Origin of the sequence: Clostridium sp. MT-14 (assembly GCF_042436595.1) — a bacterium.
Taxonomy (GTDB): Bacteria; Bacillota; Clostridia; order Clostridiales; family Clostridiaceae; genus Clostridium_B; species Clostridium_B aromativorans.
In genome coordinates this window covers 13,515-30,958 of the sequence record NZ_JBHMIY010000018.1, presented here as the reverse complement: position 1 = coordinate 30,958, position 17,444 = coordinate 13,515, and the positions used below count along the sequence as shown (strand labels likewise).

At 36.7% G+C, this 17,444-nt stretch carries 14 protein-coding genes and 1 riboswitch; of the genes, 1 reads left to right on the top strand and 13 read right to left on the bottom strand.

From position 1 onward, the window contains the following. The first annotated feature begins 155 nt into the window (after positions 1-155). Positions 156-1,346, top strand: a complete 1,191-nt coding sequence (locus ACFHWD_RS12810) for a multidrug efflux MFS transporter (protein WP_150355813.1) — start codon at positions 156-158, stop codon at positions 1,344-1,346. Here ACFHWD_RS12810 and ACFHWD_RS12805 read toward each other — a convergent pair. The 13 genes from ACFHWD_RS12805 to ACFHWD_RS12745 all read right to left on the bottom strand — a co-directional run bounded on the left by ACFHWD_RS12805 (position 1,343) and on the right by ACFHWD_RS12745 (position 17,431). Beyond that, positions 1,343-2,125, bottom strand: coding sequence for an ABC transporter ATP-binding protein (locus tag ACFHWD_RS12805; protein WP_150355814.1), 783 nt, complete (start codon positions 2,123-2,125; stop codon positions 1,343-1,345). The genes ACFHWD_RS12810 and ACFHWD_RS12805 overlap by 4 nt on opposite strands. Position 2,126: 1 nt before the next feature. Beyond that, positions 2,127-3,131, bottom strand: coding sequence for an iron ABC transporter permease (locus ACFHWD_RS12800; RefSeq protein ID WP_150355815.1), 1,005 nt, complete (start codon positions 3,129-3,131; stop codon positions 2,127-2,129). A gap of 73 nt (positions 3,132-3,204) precedes the next feature. Continuing rightward, positions 3,205-4,236, bottom strand: coding sequence for an ABC transporter substrate-binding protein (locus ACFHWD_RS12795; protein ID WP_150355816.1), 1,032 nt, complete (start codon positions 4,234-4,236; stop codon positions 3,205-3,207). A gap of 172 nt (positions 4,237-4,408) precedes the next feature. After that, positions 4,409-4,593, bottom strand: a riboswitch (cobalamin riboswitch). Between the two features lie 115 nt (positions 4,594-4,708). After that, positions 4,709-5,938 (bottom strand): ABC transporter permease, encoded by a 1,230-nt coding sequence (locus ACFHWD_RS12790; protein ID WP_150355817.1) that lies wholly within the window; start codon positions 5,936-5,938, stop codon positions 4,709-4,711. 1 nt (position 5,939) lies between these two features. Further along, on the bottom strand, positions 5,940-6,827 hold the full coding sequence (locus tag ACFHWD_RS12785; RefSeq protein ID WP_347562615.1) for an ABC transporter ATP-binding protein: 888 nt from the start codon (positions 6,825-6,827) through the stop codon (positions 5,940-5,942). Positions 6,828-6,885: 58 nt separating this feature from the next. After that, the gene (locus tag ACFHWD_RS12780) at positions 6,886-7,656 is read right to left on the bottom strand and encodes a hypothetical protein (RefSeq protein ID WP_229981691.1); all 771 of its coding nucleotides are present in this window, start codon (positions 7,654-7,656) and stop codon (positions 6,886-6,888) included. Between the two features lie 69 nt (positions 7,657-7,725). After that, on the bottom strand, positions 7,726-8,229 hold the full coding sequence (locus tag ACFHWD_RS12775; protein ID WP_229981692.1) for an RNA polymerase sigma factor: 504 nt from the start codon (positions 8,227-8,229) through the stop codon (positions 7,726-7,728). 264 nt (positions 8,230-8,493) lie between these two features. Then, positions 8,494-9,837 (bottom strand): MFS transporter, encoded by a 1,344-nt coding sequence (locus tag ACFHWD_RS12770; protein ID WP_229981693.1) that lies wholly within the window; start codon positions 9,835-9,837, stop codon positions 8,494-8,496. Between the two features lie 86 nt (positions 9,838-9,923). Then, positions 9,924-10,946 carry a zinc-binding alcohol dehydrogenase family protein gene (locus ACFHWD_RS12765; RefSeq protein ID WP_229981694.1) on the bottom strand — a complete coding sequence of 341 codons (1,023 nt, stop codon included), beginning with the start codon at positions 10,944-10,946 and terminating at the stop codon, positions 9,924-9,926. A gap of 138 nt (positions 10,947-11,084) precedes the next feature. Further along, positions 11,085-12,164 (bottom strand): mannonate dehydratase, encoded by a 1,080-nt coding sequence (uxuA, locus tag ACFHWD_RS12760; protein ID WP_229981695.1) that lies wholly within the window; start codon positions 12,162-12,164, stop codon positions 11,085-11,087. 24 nt (positions 12,165-12,188) lie between these two features. Next, positions 12,189-13,802: a mannitol dehydrogenase family protein gene (locus ACFHWD_RS12755; protein ID WP_268253891.1), complete on the bottom strand. Its 1,614-nt coding sequence runs from the start codon at positions 13,800-13,802 to the stop codon at positions 12,189-12,191. Between the two features lie 218 nt (positions 13,803-14,020). After that, complete coding sequence (locus ACFHWD_RS12750; RefSeq protein WP_150355825.1) at positions 14,021-14,692, bottom strand: GntR family transcriptional regulator; 672 nt, start codon at positions 14,690-14,692, stop codon at positions 14,021-14,023. 183 nt (positions 14,693-14,875) lie between these two features. Then, positions 14,876-17,431 (bottom strand): ABC transporter permease, encoded by a 2,556-nt coding sequence (locus ACFHWD_RS12745; RefSeq protein ID WP_229981696.1) that lies wholly within the window; start codon positions 17,429-17,431, stop codon positions 14,876-14,878. Positions 17,432-17,444: the final 13 nt, after the last annotated feature.

The following is a 17,444-nucleotide window of genomic DNA, read 5'->3' as shown; positions in this document are numbered from 1 at the left end:
AAAATCGGAGATAGATACTTGTTACACGTCTGGATAAGCATAGTTTAGCATTACTATGAAGGTTTATCAACTTTAAACTATACTACTATTTGATAAATTATAAATTATAGTTTATTATTATATCATATAGTACGAAAAGAAAGGGTAATATTTATATGGAATTGTGGAAAAAAAATCTGGTTGTCTGCTGGTTTGGAATGTTTGTGACAGGTATAGGAATGAGTCAAATTGCTCCTGTATTACCTCTATATATAGGAAATTTGGGTATTTACAATACCTCTTTAATTGAACAGTTTTCAGGAATTGCATTTGGTGCTACTTTTATAATATCAGCTATTTTTTCACCAATCTGGGGTCATGCTGCCGATAAATTCGGTCGAAAACCAATGCTCCTTCGCGCAAGTCTCGGCATGGCAATAGTTATAGGAAGCATGGGATTTGTGCATAATGTATATGAACTTATAGGATTGAGGCTGCTGCAAGGCGTTATAACTGGTTATAGTACGGCTTGCACTACATTGATTGCAACTCAGACGGACAATGAACATGCAGGTTGGGCTCTAGGTACACTTTCAACGGCGAATATAGCAGGTTCCTTACTTGGACCGGTAATCGGCGGTTTCATAGAAGAAAACTTTGGCCCTAAAAATGTATTTTTTATAACAGGTGCACTACTTCTGATTGCATTCATTATAACGGCTTTATTTGTAAAGGAATCTTTCACCCGTCAAAATAATAAAATATTGAAGATCAAGGAAGTATGGGACAGCATACCCTACAAAAATTTAACTGCTATAATGTTTGTGACATCTTTTATATTAACTATGTCGTTATATTCTGCTGAGCCAATTATAACGATATATGTCACTCAATTATCCCATAATATGAATCATGTGGCATTGATTGCCGGAATGGCATTTTCAGCCTCAGGTCTTGCAAATATAATCGCTGCCCCAAGGCTTGGAAAACTTTCAGATAAAATTGGAACCCATAAGATCATGTTGACATCACTTATAGCCGCTGGATTGATTTTCATACCACAGGCATTTGTAAAAGATCCCTGGCAGCTTATGGGACTCAGGTTTTTACTTGGATTGGTAATGGGAGGGCTTAATCCTTCTGTAAATGTAATGATCAAAAAAATCACTCCAGACTTTCTCACTGGTAGAATTTTCGGATTTAATATTTCTGCCCAATACCTGGGAGTGTTTGGAGGTTCGATTTTAGGAGGACAAGTATCTGCCTGTTTAGGCATCAGATATGTATTTTTCATTACAGGAACATTGCTTTTAATAAATGCCCTATGGGTTTATTTAAAAGTGTATAAAAGGCTCATTCCAACTTAAATAATAACATTTTTAGGAATAAAAAATGGACATTTATTTATCTTATCCTCATATATGTCAGCTTCTATTCCAAAAACTTTTCTTAGCAATTCCTTTTTTATTATTTTATACGGCATTCCCATGTCCCACAGCTTACCATCCTTTATAACAACAATTGTATCTGAATATCTTGCAGCTTGGTTCAAATCATGCAGAACCATGATCACAGTTAAGCCCAGTGTCTCGTTTAATTCCTTTATTAATTCCAGAATTTCCATCTGATAGGATATATCAAGAAATGTAGTGGGTTCATCCAGCAAAAGTACTTCAGGCCTCTGAGCCAGACACATGGCCAGCCACGCTCTCTGCTCTTCTCCTCCGGACAAGGTTGTAACAAACCTCTGTCTCAAGGGGACAAGTCCGGTTTTCTCCAGTGCCCAATCTATTATATCCATATCTTCTCTGTCAAGTCTTCTTCTGAATTTCAAATGCGGATATCTGCCGTAGGACACCAGTTCTTCCACAGATATATCTGAGGCTATGTTTTTCATCTGCGGAAGTATGGACAACTTCTGTGCAACGGCCCTGGTATTCATATTTCTGATATCAGTTCCATCTAAATATACATTACCTCCTGCAGGTTTTAAACATCTGCCTACAGCCTTAATTAAAGTTGATTTTCCGGAGCCATTGGGCCCTATAATTGTAACTATTTCTCCAGAATGTATATCAAAACTGATGTCTTTTACAACTATCTTATTTCCATAATTCACTTTTAGATTTTCAACTTTCAATTCCATATCAATACCCTCTCTTTCTTCTAAGCAAATACAGAAAAAAAGGAGCTCCCAGAGCTGACATTATAATTCCCACAGGTATCTCCATAGGTGCAAACATCACTCTCGCAAGGGTGTCACACAGCATGACCATAGCAGCCCCTGTAAAAATAACCGATGGAAGCAAATATCTGTAATCCGAACCAATAAACAGCCTCGTCATATGCGGTACTATAAGTCCTACAAATCCAAGAAGGCCTACAACACTTACTGCACTTCCGGCCAGCAGGGAGGAGATCACGATAAAGACAAACCTGGTTCTTTCTACATTCAATCCAAGACTTGTAGCTACTTCATCCCCCATCATCAATATGTTCAATTTGTTGGGCATCAGTAAAAGTAGAATAATACCCACAGAGGCATAGGGAAATAAGGTATTTACCTGCTTCCATGTAGTTGACGAAAGCCCTCCTACCATAAACCCTATAATTCCCGCCACTTTGTTTGGATAAAATGTCATAAGTGCATTTGTCCCTGCTCCCAACAGAGAAGAGACGGCAACTCCGGCTAATATCAGTCTTGTTGGTGCTACTCCTTCTCTCCAGGCTAAAAAATATATAAAAAGAGTAGCCATCAGTGCACCTGCAAATGCCCCCAAAGGTGCCAGATGATAAAAATCCGGAAAAAGTATGAGAATTATCAGTGTCATAAGTCCTGCTCCGGAGGAAACTCCTATAATATTCGGTCCCGCCAATGGATTTCTCATAACACCCTGCAGTATGGATCCCGACAGTGCAAGGCAGGTTCCAACAAGAGCAGCCACTATGGTTCTGGGCAGTCTGACATTCCATATTATCTGATAATTTACTGTGGATTTTTCAAAGAATACCGCATTCACTATTTCTTTGGGACCTATATTTACGGCTCCATTCCCTACACTTACAAAAAAACTGATAATAGATACAACTATAAAAATCAATAAAATAAATCTTTTTCCAATCCTTTGAGTTGTTATATTGCCCTTAACCATTTTCTATTCTCCTCAGTATTAATTGTTCCAGTCAAAAAGCCTTATATCCTTCATATCAAAACTGCGGGCTTTTTTAATTTGTTTTGTTGAATACATGGGGATAAAGTATCTTTGCCAATCCTTCATAAGCTTCGGCATACCTTGCATTTGGCTTGTACAAATATAAATCTTTAGGAAGAATTATATACCTTTTGTTCTTCACAGCAGAAAGAGAATTCCATGCCGGATTATCCTCCACATCTTCCTTTAGCTTTTCCATTATCTTTTCTTTGTCACTTCCCATAGTCTGTACAAATATAAAATCCGGATTCTCCTGTATTATCTTTTCCATGCTAAATACCTTTGCCTCAGATGAATTTGCCTCTGCATCCGATATGTTCACTGTATGCAGATCTTTAAGCATTTCCCCCAACATTGAATGGGAGTTTCTGACTGTAATATCTTTGGCCGTGGCAAATATTATTAAAACCTTATATTTTTTATCCTTTGGAGTTTCTGTTATTATTTTATCTACATTTTTCTTTACCTCATCAATATGTTCTTTATACAAATCCTCTCTTCCGGTAATTCCACTAAAAAGTCTCAGTGTCATATAATAATCCTTTAAATAGGTATTAGCTAAAGCGATAACTTGAATATTATTTTGTTCCAACACCGGTACCATTGCTGCCTGATTTTTGAACTCGTCAGTTGCTATGACCAAATCCGGCTTCAGTGCCAATATCTTCTCCAAACTTGGAGACCCTGGAGTTCCAACAACCTGGGCAGATTCGGCATTTTTAACAGGCTTTTCTTCAGCTTCTTGAACTCTTCCTATTACTTTTCCACCGCAGCTGTCCCAAATATCAAGATAAGAATTATACAGGCAGACAACTCTTTTGGGATTCTTTTTTATAGTTACTTTTTTCCCTCTGGCATCTGTAAATACTACACTGGTTTTATTAAGTGTCACGCCATATTCAGACGCCGATTTAATTTTTTTCTGTTCCGTATCGACTTGATTGCTGCTGCCATTTTCACTATTAACACTTTTGCCGCATCCGGCAAATACAGATGTAACCATTACAATAACCAATACCAATAAAAATATTTTTGTCTTTTTCATATTCCATTCCTCTCTTCCTATTGACTTTTGATAGCTGGTGTTATCTAGTTTTCCTTGATGCCTTCTTGTCAGAATCTTGCTGCAATCCAAAGCAAAAAACCATAGCCTTTTCTGCTATGGTTATATACAAACAAAATTCATATATAAACAACCACTTCCCTCCGAAGGCTTATTTATCAAAAAATTTACAGGCAGGTCTCCTGGCTCATAGTTCATTTTAATCTCAATACCTTCCCGGAAAAATATTTCCAGTGGCAAATATATATGATTTCATCCCTATTTACAGTAGCGGGGGCTGCAGCGGATTTTTACCGCTTTCCCTATTAATTTTTTAAAACCTGTAACTTTTAACCTTTTTAATTGTAAAAAATCATCTCTTTAAATATCTATTAATATTTTTAATTATAACACATATATCTTTATATTTGCAGTAACAAAAATATCAATTTTACAAGAAAGCCTTTTCTTCAATTCAAGCCACTTCATGCCTGCAATAGGATAAAACTGTAAGAATTAAAAACAACGGAACGGCAGCAGCCGATGCGGTGATCATTACATAGGGCGACCAAAAACTGTAAGATCCCAATGTGAGAAATTTAAGTTCTACAAGGCTAATGCCGAAACTGTTTCCAAGACCTACTCCTCCAGAGGGCAGAATCATCCTCAGCCAGTTCACTGCATTGCTTCCTGAAATAGAGGAAAGTATGAGAGGCAGCAGACAGAACACAATGGCTATTATCATGGAATTCACTGTATTTCTACATTTTGCAGACAGAAACAGTGTAAAGCTGACAGTGGCAAGAAGTGTAAGCAGACCTGCAGCTGCAGTGATCATCTCAAATTGACCTACATTTATAGCAGGAAGGCAGATGGTTTCCACACTTTGAATTGAAGTTTTTAAACTTTCCCACCCAAATACACTGTTTTCAACCAAAAGGAAAATGGAAATACATACCGCAGAGGTTATGCCGCAGATCAGAACAACAGAAATTATCTTGGATACAGCAAGTTTCGTCCTTCCGTATTTGGTACACCTGAGTATATTGTCCGCTCCTGTCTGATATTCTGCAGAAAATATAGGGGCAGTAATAAACGTACATAAAAACACCAGCAAGAAGAGCAAGATGATGAGGTAACTTCCCGCATCGCTGCTGCCAAAACCATAGGTGAATTTGAAGGGCTTATCCACTTTTTCATAGAGGGCAAGAGCTTTTTTCTGGGCTGAAGGCTGAATGGCTCTATTTTTTATTTGCCAGGTGTATTTTTTATAGAAATTTTCTGCCGCTTCCCCGGGAGAAATTTTGCTTAAATCCACAGGTGTCTTGGTCTGTGGATCTGCATATACATTCTCTAACCTGTTTATTATATGTTGAAATGGAAGTATTTTTTTATTAAGGACGTCCTGGGGAATATTATCCTTATAAATACTTCCGTACTTCTTTGCAACCTCCTGGTAATTTTTAACTGCCTTCTGTATTTTATCCGGTGTGATATCCCCTTCAACTGTAGTTTTCTTCATAAGCTGTACGGCTTTTATTCCTGAAACTGTAACATTGTTTCCATTCTCGTTTACATAATTGTAATTGACAAAGGATATGGGAAAATAGGCCAGGGCTCCAGAAATTAAAATGGCCGCTATCAGCAAAATCCAGGTGGAACGGGTTTTCAGAACCCTTTTCAATTCCAAATAAAAAATACTCATGTCAAATCTTCTCCTTTCTTGTTTCCTCTTGTGGAAACAGCCATAGATACAGATCCTCCAGCCGCGGTACGGCCTGTTTTGAATCAGGTATATCCGGGGCATCCGACAAATACCTGATGAAAAGATTTCCATCTTTTTCATTTAATATATTTACAATACGGACAGCTCCTTCATAATAGGGAAGTCGTTCAGGAGGTATTATGCTCTCCCATACTTTGCCTTCAACAGTTTTCACAAGTTCATCCGTAGTTCCCTTTGAAATTATCTTTCCATCTTTCATGATGGCATTGCAGGTGGCAATGTATTCCACATCGGAGACAATATGGGTGGAAATAAGTACAATTCGATCCCTGGAAAATTCAGAAATAAATTTGCGGAATTTCACACGTTCTCCCGGATCAAGACCGCTGGTGGGTTCATCCAGAATCAGCACCTCCGGATCATTCAAAAGAGCCTGTGCAATACCTACACGTCTTTTCATACCTCCGGAGAGCTTGGAGATTTTCTTTTTCCTCACTTCGGCTAGAGTAAGAATCTGAAGCAGTTCATCTATTTTTATTTTTGTATGGTTTTTGGTGAGTCCTTTCAAAGCTGCAACATATTTCAGATAATCCACCACTGTAAATTCAGGGTAAAAACCAAAATCCTGGGGCAGATAACCCAAAATGTCACGATAGGCTTCTTTTAGTACCTCGATTTCAATTCCGTCATATAGTATCTTCCCTGAAGTGGGACCGGTAATGCCTACCATCATTTTTATCAAGCTGGTCTTTCCTGCACCGTTTGCACCGAGAAGTCCCCATACACCAGGTGATACATTCAAGTTCACACAGTCCACAGCAGTTTTGTCCTTATATTGCTTGGTTAAATTACATATCTCAAGTTCTATTTTTATCACCCCTTTGATTTTTTTAGTATTTAACATCTAAACTCTATACTTTGATATTTTAACAAACGCAGATCCTGTTGAATTTCACTATCAACTTATATATCTGAAAGGCAAGAACTGCTGCAAAAAAAACACTTAGCACAACCCATCCGGTTAAAGCTGCCCGATGGTAAGCTTGAGGCACCAATGTGTGAAACAGAAACTGCAGCGATAATATGAGCAGACAGAAAAACTCACAGGCAAACACATTGTACTGACTGCGGTTGCTCCGAAGGATGAAAATGCATCCGCAGCAGGACACCAGAAAAGGCAGCAGCAGATAAAAAATTACTAAAGCAGTGGAAATACTCACTTTGCTAAATGTTACAAGAGAAACAGCCAGCAGGAAAATACCGTCACCCAGACCAATTACAATGAGTCTTGCTGATAATAATCCGGACATTGACATAAATGAAGCTGTCTCCACTTCCTGCATCTTGTATCTATAAGATCTGCACAAAAATGGCAAGCCGGTCATAGTTATGAAAATTGCAAATAGACAGAGCAAATCCGGCAGGTGTCGGGCTGCAATATATTTAAAGTCTTCCTGAAAAATAGTAGTGAGCAGCAGCCACATAAGAATCAATATTGAACCCTGGAAAATCCATATTCTCCTCCCCATAAACGGAATCTGTTGAAATAAAAACTCCACATATCCAATTCTCTCCCTTGACCTGTGCTTTTCATATTCACTATTTGCCAGACTGATGGCTTTCTCAAGCTGTTCACCATGATACACAACAGGTACATTCAGGGCTTTTTTTAAATCCAAGCACAATTTTTTATTCATGATCATTTTCTCCTTTCTTTATCCGAAGGCTAGTATTCCTTATTAGCAAATTCCATCTGAGCCTAAGAATCACTTTATATTTTTTTCAATTTGCTTCAGTGCCGATCTCAATCGGGACTGTACCGTTCGAAGTGGAATGTTTTCTATCTCTGCAATCTCTCTCAAGGATAAATCCTGTGCAAAACGCAGAAGTACAATTTCTCTGTGTTTTTCAGGAAGTTTCTGCACTAAATCTTTCAAGTCCAGATCAGCCTCCACTTTTTCAAATCCCTGCTCCCTGTAGGACAGATCTTCAGTCAGGGATTCTGTTTTCTTTTTTCGCCAGATATCTATACACACATTGGAAGCTACCTTATAGATATAAGCTCTGAATTTTCCATTATGTACGTACTTTTTGAAATAACGGGCCATCTTTAAAAATGTTTCCTGTGCGGCATCCTCTGCTGTCTGGCGATTTGGCGTATGCCAGAGACAGTATCGGAATATGTCCGGATAATAAAGAGCAATCAGCTTATCCATATAAGCCATATCTTCATTTTCAATTTTTTGTAGTAACCTGGTCTCACGAACCATCCTGTATCCTCCTAAACAACCTGCAAAAACCTTTTCTATATTATATAACGTTTATAAACAGCAAAATGATTTAAAAATTATCAATATCAAAAATAAGCCATCACTTTGCCCGACTATTTTCGCTAAAAAGTCGAAAAATATCAGTAAAGGATGACTTAATTGTGACTATACCATTTTATTATGTAAAGGTTTCACTATATAAGAAGACTTAACAACAAGCATGCAATTAAACCCACATTTGATTAATAAACTTTAAACACAAAACTACATTGCATCATCTAAATCATTTAAATCTCTTCCGGTAACATCTTCAGAAGCATAAGAACTAAAAAATGTACTTAAAGAGAAAACAATAAGCATTATAGCAACTGGAAGCCAACTTCCTGAAACTGCTGACACCCAGCTAGCTGCAATTAAAGGACCAAAACCAGTAGCTATAACACCTGCTATTTCTTTAGCAAGAGATACTAAAGTCACTCTATTTTTTGATCCAAATAATTCACTGAGCATTACATTTTCTAAAGCAAATATTCCTTGACAACCAACATTCAAACCAATTACCAGTGCAATAGTCAGTACAACAACATTCTTTGAATTAATCATCATCATCATTGGAATCGCATAAACTGCCATAGCAAATGATAAAATCATATACAGCTTTCTTCTTCCAAACTTATCACCAAGATATCCAACTACAGGAATAGTCATAAAAGATATTAAAGATGAAATAATATTGGCATTAGTTGCAACAGTTTTTTGCATTAAAAGAACAGTGACAATAAAACCTGCTAGATATGTTTGCAAAATACCACTATTGCCAGCTTGTCCAAAACGTAATCCCAAGGCAATTGCAAAACTCTTCTTTCCTTTTCTCTTAACCTTAACTGGTTTACTATTTTTTTCTTTTTCTTCTCTTTCTTTTAAAAGCAGCTTTTTCTTCTCCGCCATAACCGGACTCTCTTTAACAAAAATTCTAATTAAAATTGCTGCAATCATGACAACAAAGGAAGCAAAAAACGGAATTCTCCATCCCCACGTAAGTAAATCGTTTTCGTTAACATTCATTAAAATAATCGACCAAACTAAATTGGCTAATAATGTTCCAGATGAAGTTCCTAAACAAACTAAGCTACCAATTAAACCTCTGTTTTTCACTTTAGAAAACTCAGCAACCATAACACCAGCACCGCTTATTTCTGCTCCAGCACCTAGACCCTGAAAGATTCGTAATACAACTAATCCAATCGGCGCTAATATACCAACTTTTTGATAAGTAGGCAAGAAACCTATCAATGTTGACGCAAGTCCCATAAGAGTTATAGTAACAAAAAGAACAGTTCTACGTCCCATTTTGTCACCAATTCTTCCAAATATATATGCTCCAATCAACCTAGCAACATATCCAGCACCATACGTTCCCATAGACATTATTAAACCCATGGCAGGACTTGAATTGGGGAAAAACACTTCATTAAAAACAATAGCTGCCGCAAGAGAATATAATTGAAAATCCATAAATTCCATCGCAGTTCCAAGCCAACCACTTACAGCAACTTTAACCAATTCTCTCGTTTCAATCTGATAAGTAGCATTATCATTTTTTTCCATTTTTACTACACCTTCCTTGCTATTTATGAAAATTAAACTTTATTTTTTAATACCTATCCCTAATTTCCAAGCTGCCTTAATCTTAACTAGTCACCAAAAGTAAGAATCATTTTTTTAACTTTCTCAGCATGTTCATCAACAAAATCAAACGCTTTTTGAACTTCTTTAAATTTGAACTTATGCGTAATTAACCCGTCAGATTTTAAATTTCCACTTTCCATCAACCTAATAACATTTGCAAATTGATAAGCCTGAAGTCTGCTTCCAACAACAGTCAGTTGTTTTTTAGTAATTGGAAGCTGTTTAATTTGAGCATCATCCTCTGAAAACCCAAGTACGACAATAGTTCCTGCCGGTGAAGTTACATCAAAGCCAAGTTCAAATGTCTTTGTAGTGCCTACAGCATCTATAACTTTATTTACCCCTTCATTGCCTGTCCAATCTTTTACCGCTTCCTTTATATCTTCATTTAATACATTGACAATTCTATCTGCTCCATTTTGTTTGGCAAATTTCAGTTTTTCGGATACTATATCACTTATCATTACTTCTGCACCCTTGATTTTAGCTAATTTAAGAATACATATTCCAATAGGACCTGCTCCTTGAACAAGAATCTTGTCACCAATTCCCACATTGCCTCTAAATGTTGCATTTGCCCCTATAGTGTACGGTTCTGCAAGTACTGCTGTATCCCAATCCAATTTTTTATCCAGTATGTAACATTGTTTCTCAGGTACTGTAAAATATTCTCTCATACCGCCATCTTCATGAACACCAAATACACTTAATTCCTTACAAACATTGGGCATCCCATGACGACATGCATAACATTTGCCGCAATATCTAATTGGTTCAACTACAACATGGTCTTCTTTTTTTAAATTTTTTACGTTACTACCAATTTCAACAACTTCTCCAACAACTTCATGTCCCATAACCCTCGGTAATACAGCTAACGGATTTTCACCATGATATAGATGAACATCTGATCCACAAATACCAACTCTTTTTGTCTTTATCAAAACATCATTGGCGTTTGCAATTTTAGGTATCTCTTCTTCCTCCAATCTTAAATCATCTTTTCCATAGACTCTTGCAATTTTCATAACATTTCCTCCTAATTGTTAATCATAATAGTTGATGTTATAATTAAATTTGTATATAATTTTTATTGGACATTTTTTCATAATTGATCATATTGAATAGTCGGAATTCTATATGATCAATTATGAGTAAAAAAATGTCTATTTTTTATTGTCCATTTTTCCAATGGCTTCCCAGAGTCCATTTAAATATGTTGCTCCGAGAGCTCTGTCATACAGTCCATATCCGGGTCTTGCCTTTTCACCCCAGATCATTCTTCCATGGTCAGGCCTTACGTATCCATCAAATCCCACATCGTAAAATGCCTTCATTATTTCAAACATGTCGAAACTTCCATCACTGGAAAGATGAGAGACTTCATGAAAATGCTTCTCGGACAATATTTTTATATTTCTTACATGTGCAAAATATATTCTTTTTTTAGCACCAAAATATCTTATGAGCTCGGGTATATTGTTTTTAGTACTGGATCCCAGTGATCCGCTGCAAAGTGTAATTCCGTTGTAAGCACTGTCCACAAGGTTTATTATCTTATCCAGATTTTCCTTTGAATGTACTATTCTTGGAAGTCCAAATACATTCCATGCAGGATCGTCAGGATGAACGGCCATCTTAACATCATATTTTTCACACACTGGCATTATTGCTTCAAGAAAATATCTGTAGTTTTCAAAAAGTTTTTCTTCATTTACTCCCTTGTATAAATCAAAAATTTTCTTCAGCTCTTTAAGTCTTTCAGGTTCCCAGCCTGGAAGCGAAAATCCATTTGAACTTTTTTCAGTGTCCTCTACAAGCTTTATAGGATCCAGCCCTTTCAACTTGTCATCATCGTAGTACAACACCTCAGATCCATCTGGAAGCTTATATGCAAGGTCAGTTCTGAGCCAGTCAAATACAGGCATAAAATTATAACATATAACCTTTATACCAGTTTGTCCTAAATTTTTAATTGTTTCCCTGTAATTCTCTATATACCTATCCCTTGATGGCAGTCCAAGTTTTATGTCCTCATGAACATTTACACTCTCTATCACTTCAAGCTCCAATCCATGATCCTCTATATTCTTCTTGTAATCTAATATCCTGTCCAGCGGCCATACTTCTCCTGCCTGAATATCAGATAAAAATCCTACGATTCCTTTAACTCCCGGTATTTGACGTATTTGATCCAATGTAACACTGTCATCATTTTCGCCAAACCACCTAAATGTCATCTTCATAAAAACATTCCTTCCCAATAATATTTATTTTAAATACTTTTCAAGTGTATTTCTAACTGAATTCTTTCCCGCTACCATTTCAGAAAAATAACTTTCTATTCTATCTCCAATTCCTATTTTGTACAAATCCATTCCAAATATTTCACTGTTGGAAAGTATGGGCTTCAGAGTGCCTCTCTCATATTTCCCTCCTAGCTTCACCTTTGAAAGGTGCTTTCTCAAGCTGTCCAGAAGCGGATCGGGACTTAATTCAAATTCTTTTCCCCGATCATCTATTCCCAGCATATACCTGCACCACCCTGCAATAACCAGAGGTATATATTTTAAAGATCTTACGTTCAAATCCTCTCTTTCAACATATGCTTTTATAGTCTCTCCAAATCTTATGCCGACCTTCTGGGATGTATCCGTTGCAATTCTCTGGGGTGTATCCGGTATATATGGATTGGGAAGTCGTACTTCTATAACCTCCCTTATGAAATCCTCCGGTGCTATTATCCCTGGATTTGAAACCACAGGCATGCCTTCTTCATATCCTATTTTATTTATAAGCCTGACTATGTCATCATCCTTCATTTCATCCGCAATTAGATTGTAACCAAGCATGCATCCAAATACGGCCATTGTCGTGTGAAGCGGATTAAGGCATGTACATACTTTCATTTTTTCAACTTTCTCAACAGTTTCCCTGTCTGTAAAATACACTCCTGCCTCTTCAAGGGGTACTCTTCCATTTGGAAAAGCATCTTCAATTACAAGATACTGAGGCCCCTCAGCGTTGACAAATGGTGCTATATAGGTGTTCTTAACTGTTATTATTGGTTTCATGCCCTTAATTCCCAGTTCCTCAAGTTTTTCCTCTACAGATTTGGAAGGCCTTGGAGTTATCTTGTCTATCATACTCCATGGAAATGTAACTTCATCGGTATTGCCTATATAATTTAAAAATTCTTTTTCCACAAGTCCATTTTCAACCCACTTAGCTGCAATTGTATTTATTGAATTAGACAATTTTTCCCCATTGTGTGAACAATTATCCATGCTAACCACTGCAATTGGAAGTTCTCCTGCTTTAAACCTGATATATAGAAGTGATGCAACTTTTGCCATCACATTGCTTGCCTTATCTGGACCATTCACTATGTCTCTGCTGACTTCATCTATAAATTCACCGGATAATTTTTTCAAATTATATCCTTTTTCAGTTATAGTAAAGCTGGCAATTTGAAGTGAAGGTTTTGAAAATATCTCCTTCAATCTCTTCCAGTTTTCTTCTCTTTCCCTGTCTGCAGCTATGCTTTCTCCAATACTTGCAATAACTGTATTGTCAAAACTACCGTCCGGCCTCATAATTACCTGAAGACTCAAGTTGTCGTGAGGTTTGTATACTTTATCTATGATTTCATAGTCATAGGTCTCCACCGCAGTTATCCCTGTCTTTATTTTACCTGAATCCAGAAGCTTCTGTTGGAGTGCCGCTATAAATCCTCTAAATATGTTTCCTGAACCAAAGTGCACCCATACCGGGTTTTTCCTGGTATTTCTGCACATTTCCTCATAGTTGAAATCCGGTAATTTGATTTCAGCTGCTTTCCATGCCGTTATATTCTTCATACAATCCTTCTTCAATTCAATCATACTTTCATACTGCCGCCTTATCAATCCATTAGATACTAAGGTTAGATTAAACCTTTTCCAAAAGTTTTCACCTCTCTGAATTTCACTTTCAATAGACTATGGTATAACAATAAACATTATGTTAAAATTATAATAGTTATATATTTCATCAGAGGGTTTTTGAGCTTGATATATTCTTGCCGGAATATGTCAAGTTACACCCTCATTTTATGCAGACATCATTTAAAATATTGAGGATATCTCTCTTTTACATCTTTTAAATTATAATTGACCATAGTCAGGTGATTTTTCATAATTTCATCAGCCTTCTCGGGTTTCTCATTCTTTATTGCTTCAATTATAATTTTATGTTGAGAATATACATCATCAATTTTCAAATTAGAGGAAAGTGTAAGCACACGTATGCGCTGAAAATCCATTTCCACCTGACATATAGTATCCCAGGTTCTCTCCTTATTGCACCCCTCAAAAATAGTTTTATGAAATTGCTCATCCAATTTAAACGCCCTTGTATAATCATTTTTTTTAATGGACATCTTCTGCATTTCTAAATTCATCTTCAGAAATATAAGCTTTTCTTCAGGAAATTGTTTACACGCAAGCCTTACCACAGCTCTTTCAACATGTTCCCTCAAAAACCTTGCTTCTTCTACTGCATCCAGATCAATCAATGATACAAATGTACCTTTCTGCGGATAAATATCAAGCAGTCCTTCCTGGGATAAAAGTAAAAATGCTTCCCTTACAGGAGTTCTGCTTATATTGAATTTTTCAGAAATACCCTTTTCAGAAATACTGAGGCCGGGTTTAAGATCAAGATGTATAATATCTTCCTTTAAAATTTGATATAATTTTTTACTGGTTAAATTTTTGCCTGTTACAAGAGTCATAATTCATCACCTTCATTGTCTTTGTACCATACAAGTATACTTGTATGGTAGCTATAAGTAAATTATAGCACATCTTTTTACAAATTCAATATCTTTTTAGAATTTAAAACAAAAACGGATTGTACAGCAAAATCACAAACAATGTACAATCACCATAAATTGTGAATTGTACATTGTTAATTGTTAATAGTCTTCTCTTATTGTGTCAATCAGATTTTCCCTGTTTATTCTGGAAAGAGGTGAAAGCACGGAAATATATCCTATGATTACAGCTGCAGCAGCTGCAATAGCTATTCCGATCCATGGGATCTGCCAGCTGGATTCTCTTACACTCACCGTTCCCTGATACATCATATAGGAAAGACCACATGCTATTATGGAGCCGTATATGGTTCCAATAACCGCATAGAGAAAACCTTCCAGCACTATCATTTTTTTCAGTCCCTTTTGAGTGAGGCCTATGGCCTTTAAAATGGCAAATTCCCTTCTTCTGAGTATTATATTTGTGGTGAGGGTATTTATGATGTTCACACTTCCAATAAGTGACACTACCACTACAAATCCATATACCAGTATTTCAATCATTAAAATCACCGATCTTGTGCTTCTGTTTTTATCAAGATGATTTATCAAACTAAGTGAAGGATCGGATTTTATAATATTTTCTATCTGATCTTTTGCGCTGTTTTCATTTTTGACATCTTTGATAGCAATATTCAGTACCACTGGTTTGATATCATTTATTCCTGTAAGTTTCTCCGCCACTTCCCTGGTAGTTATAAGTTTTGGTCCATTCTGTCCATTTAGATCAAAAGGTTCATCTTTAAGAACTGCCAGCACTTTTACTTTTTTGATATCGCCACTGTTTTGAGCTGATTCTTTATAACTATTTGTAATATTTCCATCATCTATTGAAGTAGTCTTCGTCTCTCCGCTGTATTTAAGCTCTATCTCATCCCCTGCTTTTATGTTCGCTACTGGACCGACATAGCTTTTCTTTTCCTTTTTATTGTACACCAAGTTTTTATTTATCAGAATAACACCATTTTCCTCATTTAACTTATTCATGTCTATATTTCCGGACTGCAGATACTTTTTTGAAGCATCCAGGGCATTTTCATCATAGACGGTGACAATTCCATTCATGGGTACTTTCTTTTCGCCCTCTACCTCCACGTTTTTGCCGTATACTCCATCTATGGATTTTACTGCCTCTATTTCCCTGCTCTTGTCTATAAATTCAACAAAATTGTATTCATTGTACATTTTGTATATCCTGCTCACTGAATTCAAAGCACTTATACCTTTTATGGTGTCATCCTTTATAAAACCGCTTTTTATATTTGGCTGAATGGAAAAATGTATATTTTTGGACTCGTTCACACTTCCCGATAAATTCAAAGTCATATCCATAAAGGATTTGAAGGTAACAAACAGCAGCACGCTTATGGCTATGGAAAAAACAGTTATCCTGTATCTCTTCCTGTTCCTCTTTATATTCTTATAGGCCATATTTCCTTCAAATTTAAACAGCTTGCTTATAATTATATTTTTTCTTCTTTTTATTTTTTCCTTTACAATGGCTGTCCTTCCGCTTATGGCAGACAGTGGAGAAATTCTCCCCGCAAACAGTGCAGGCAGCAGCGCAGATATATATATGGCCGCTATTGAAACTGCAGCACTTATAAGCATGACTACAGGTGATATAGATACTTTCATCATCATGGAAACCATATCTTTACCAATCATCCTGAATATAAGATTTATGGCAAAAATAGCTATAATACCGCATATGAGTCCCAGTGGTACACCTATGATCGAAAGCACCGACGCCTCCCTGAGCACTATTTTCCTTATCTGTGCCGGAGTTGCTCCAATTGCCCTCAAGAGACCGAACTGTCTCATTCTCTCCACTACACTTATCTGAAAAGAATTGTATATTACCGCAATTGCTGCTACAAGCACTATTCCTATTATAATCGCCACTGTAGAGTACAGCCCGGACAATCCTGATTTGCCGTCTCCTCCCCCTTCTATATCTATAAGAGGAGAATTATTCACAACAGATGGGGTATTTTTGCCGTTTATTTCTACTGTTTTATTTTTTGGCAGACCATCCAGTTCTGAAACTGCCCTTCTTAAATTTGTCTTTGAGCTTATCTCCGCAATAAGTAGTGATCTCTGCATATCAATACTACTGTCTTTGGATAAAAAAATGCCTGTTTTATTAACTTGACTGTCTAAGTTATCCTGGAGTATTCCAGCCAGGGTATACTCCCTGCCATTTAATTTTATCTTGTCACCTAATTTTGCATCTTTTTTCACGTATCTGAGTGCCCAGTTTTCCACAGCTGCCTCATGGTCATTTTCTGGAAATCTCCCTGTCTTTATCTTATAGGGGAGAAGTTCCAGGGCACTGTCCGAAGCTATAACGGGACTCACACTTACATCCTCATTTATCTTTATATTCTCACCTTGTTGACAAAAACCGCTGCGTGAAACCTTGGGGTTTCCTGTGACTTTTGCAGCAAGCTCTTTATCTGGAGCTGTATAGGACACATGCCAGGAGCCATAGGCACTTTTTACCCTTTCAATTTCTGCATTTTGCATGCTCATGATAAAGAAACCTATTGTACATATAAGTGCAGCAGACAATACTATCCCTATAATAGTGAGTATGCTTCTCTTTTTATTTGAACTGAGATATTTTCCTGTAAGTTCCTTGTAACTTGTAATCATATTAATCACCTCC

Bases quoted from the DNA above. Each gene is read 5' to 3' on its own strand.
- uxuA (WP_229981695.1), bottom strand. From the start codon at position 12,164: ATGAAGATGACATTTAGGTGGTTTGGCGAAAATGATGACAGTGTTACA.
- ACFHWD_RS12765 (WP_229981694.1), bottom strand. From the start codon at position 10,946: ATGAAAATTGCAAGAGTCTATGGAAAAGATGATTTAAGATTGGAGGAA.
- ACFHWD_RS12750 (WP_150355825.1), bottom strand. From the start codon at position 14,692: ATGACTCTTGTAACAGGCAAAAATTTAACCAGTAAAAAATTATATCAA.
- ACFHWD_RS12810 (WP_150355813.1), top strand. From the start codon at position 156: ATGGAATTGTGGAAAAAAAATCTGGTTGTCTGCTGGTTTGGAATGTTT.
- ACFHWD_RS12795 (WP_150355816.1), bottom strand. From the start codon at position 4,236: ATGAAAAAGACAAAAATATTTTTATTGGTATTGGTTATTGTAATGGTT.
- ACFHWD_RS12770 (WP_229981693.1), bottom strand. From the start codon at position 9,837: ATGGAAAAAAATGATAATGCTACTTATCAGATTGAAACGAGAGAATTG.
- ACFHWD_RS12790 (WP_150355817.1), bottom strand. From the start codon at position 5,938: ATGAGTATTTTTTATTTGGAATTGAAAAGGGTTCTGAAAACCCGTTCC.
- ACFHWD_RS12800 (WP_150355815.1), bottom strand. From the start codon at position 3,131: ATGGTTAAGGGCAATATAACAACTCAAAGGATTGGAAAAAGATTTATT.
- ACFHWD_RS12805 (WP_150355814.1), bottom strand. From the start codon at position 2,125: ATGGAATTGAAAGTTGAAAATCTAAAAGTGAATTATGGAAATAAGATA.
- ACFHWD_RS12755 (WP_268253891.1), bottom strand. From the start codon at position 13,802: ATGATTGAATTGAAGAAGGATTGTATGAAGAATATAACGGCATGGAAA.
- ACFHWD_RS12780 (WP_229981691.1), bottom strand. From the start codon at position 7,656: ATGAATAAAAAATTGTGCTTGGATTTAAAAAAAGCCCTGAATGTACCT.
- ACFHWD_RS12775 (WP_229981692.1), bottom strand. From the start codon at position 8,229: ATGGTTCGTGAGACCAGGTTACTACAAAAAATTGAAAATGAAGATATG.
- ACFHWD_RS12745 (WP_229981696.1), bottom strand. From the start codon at position 17,431: ATGATTACAAGTTACAAGGAACTTACAGGAAAATATCTCAGTTCAAAT.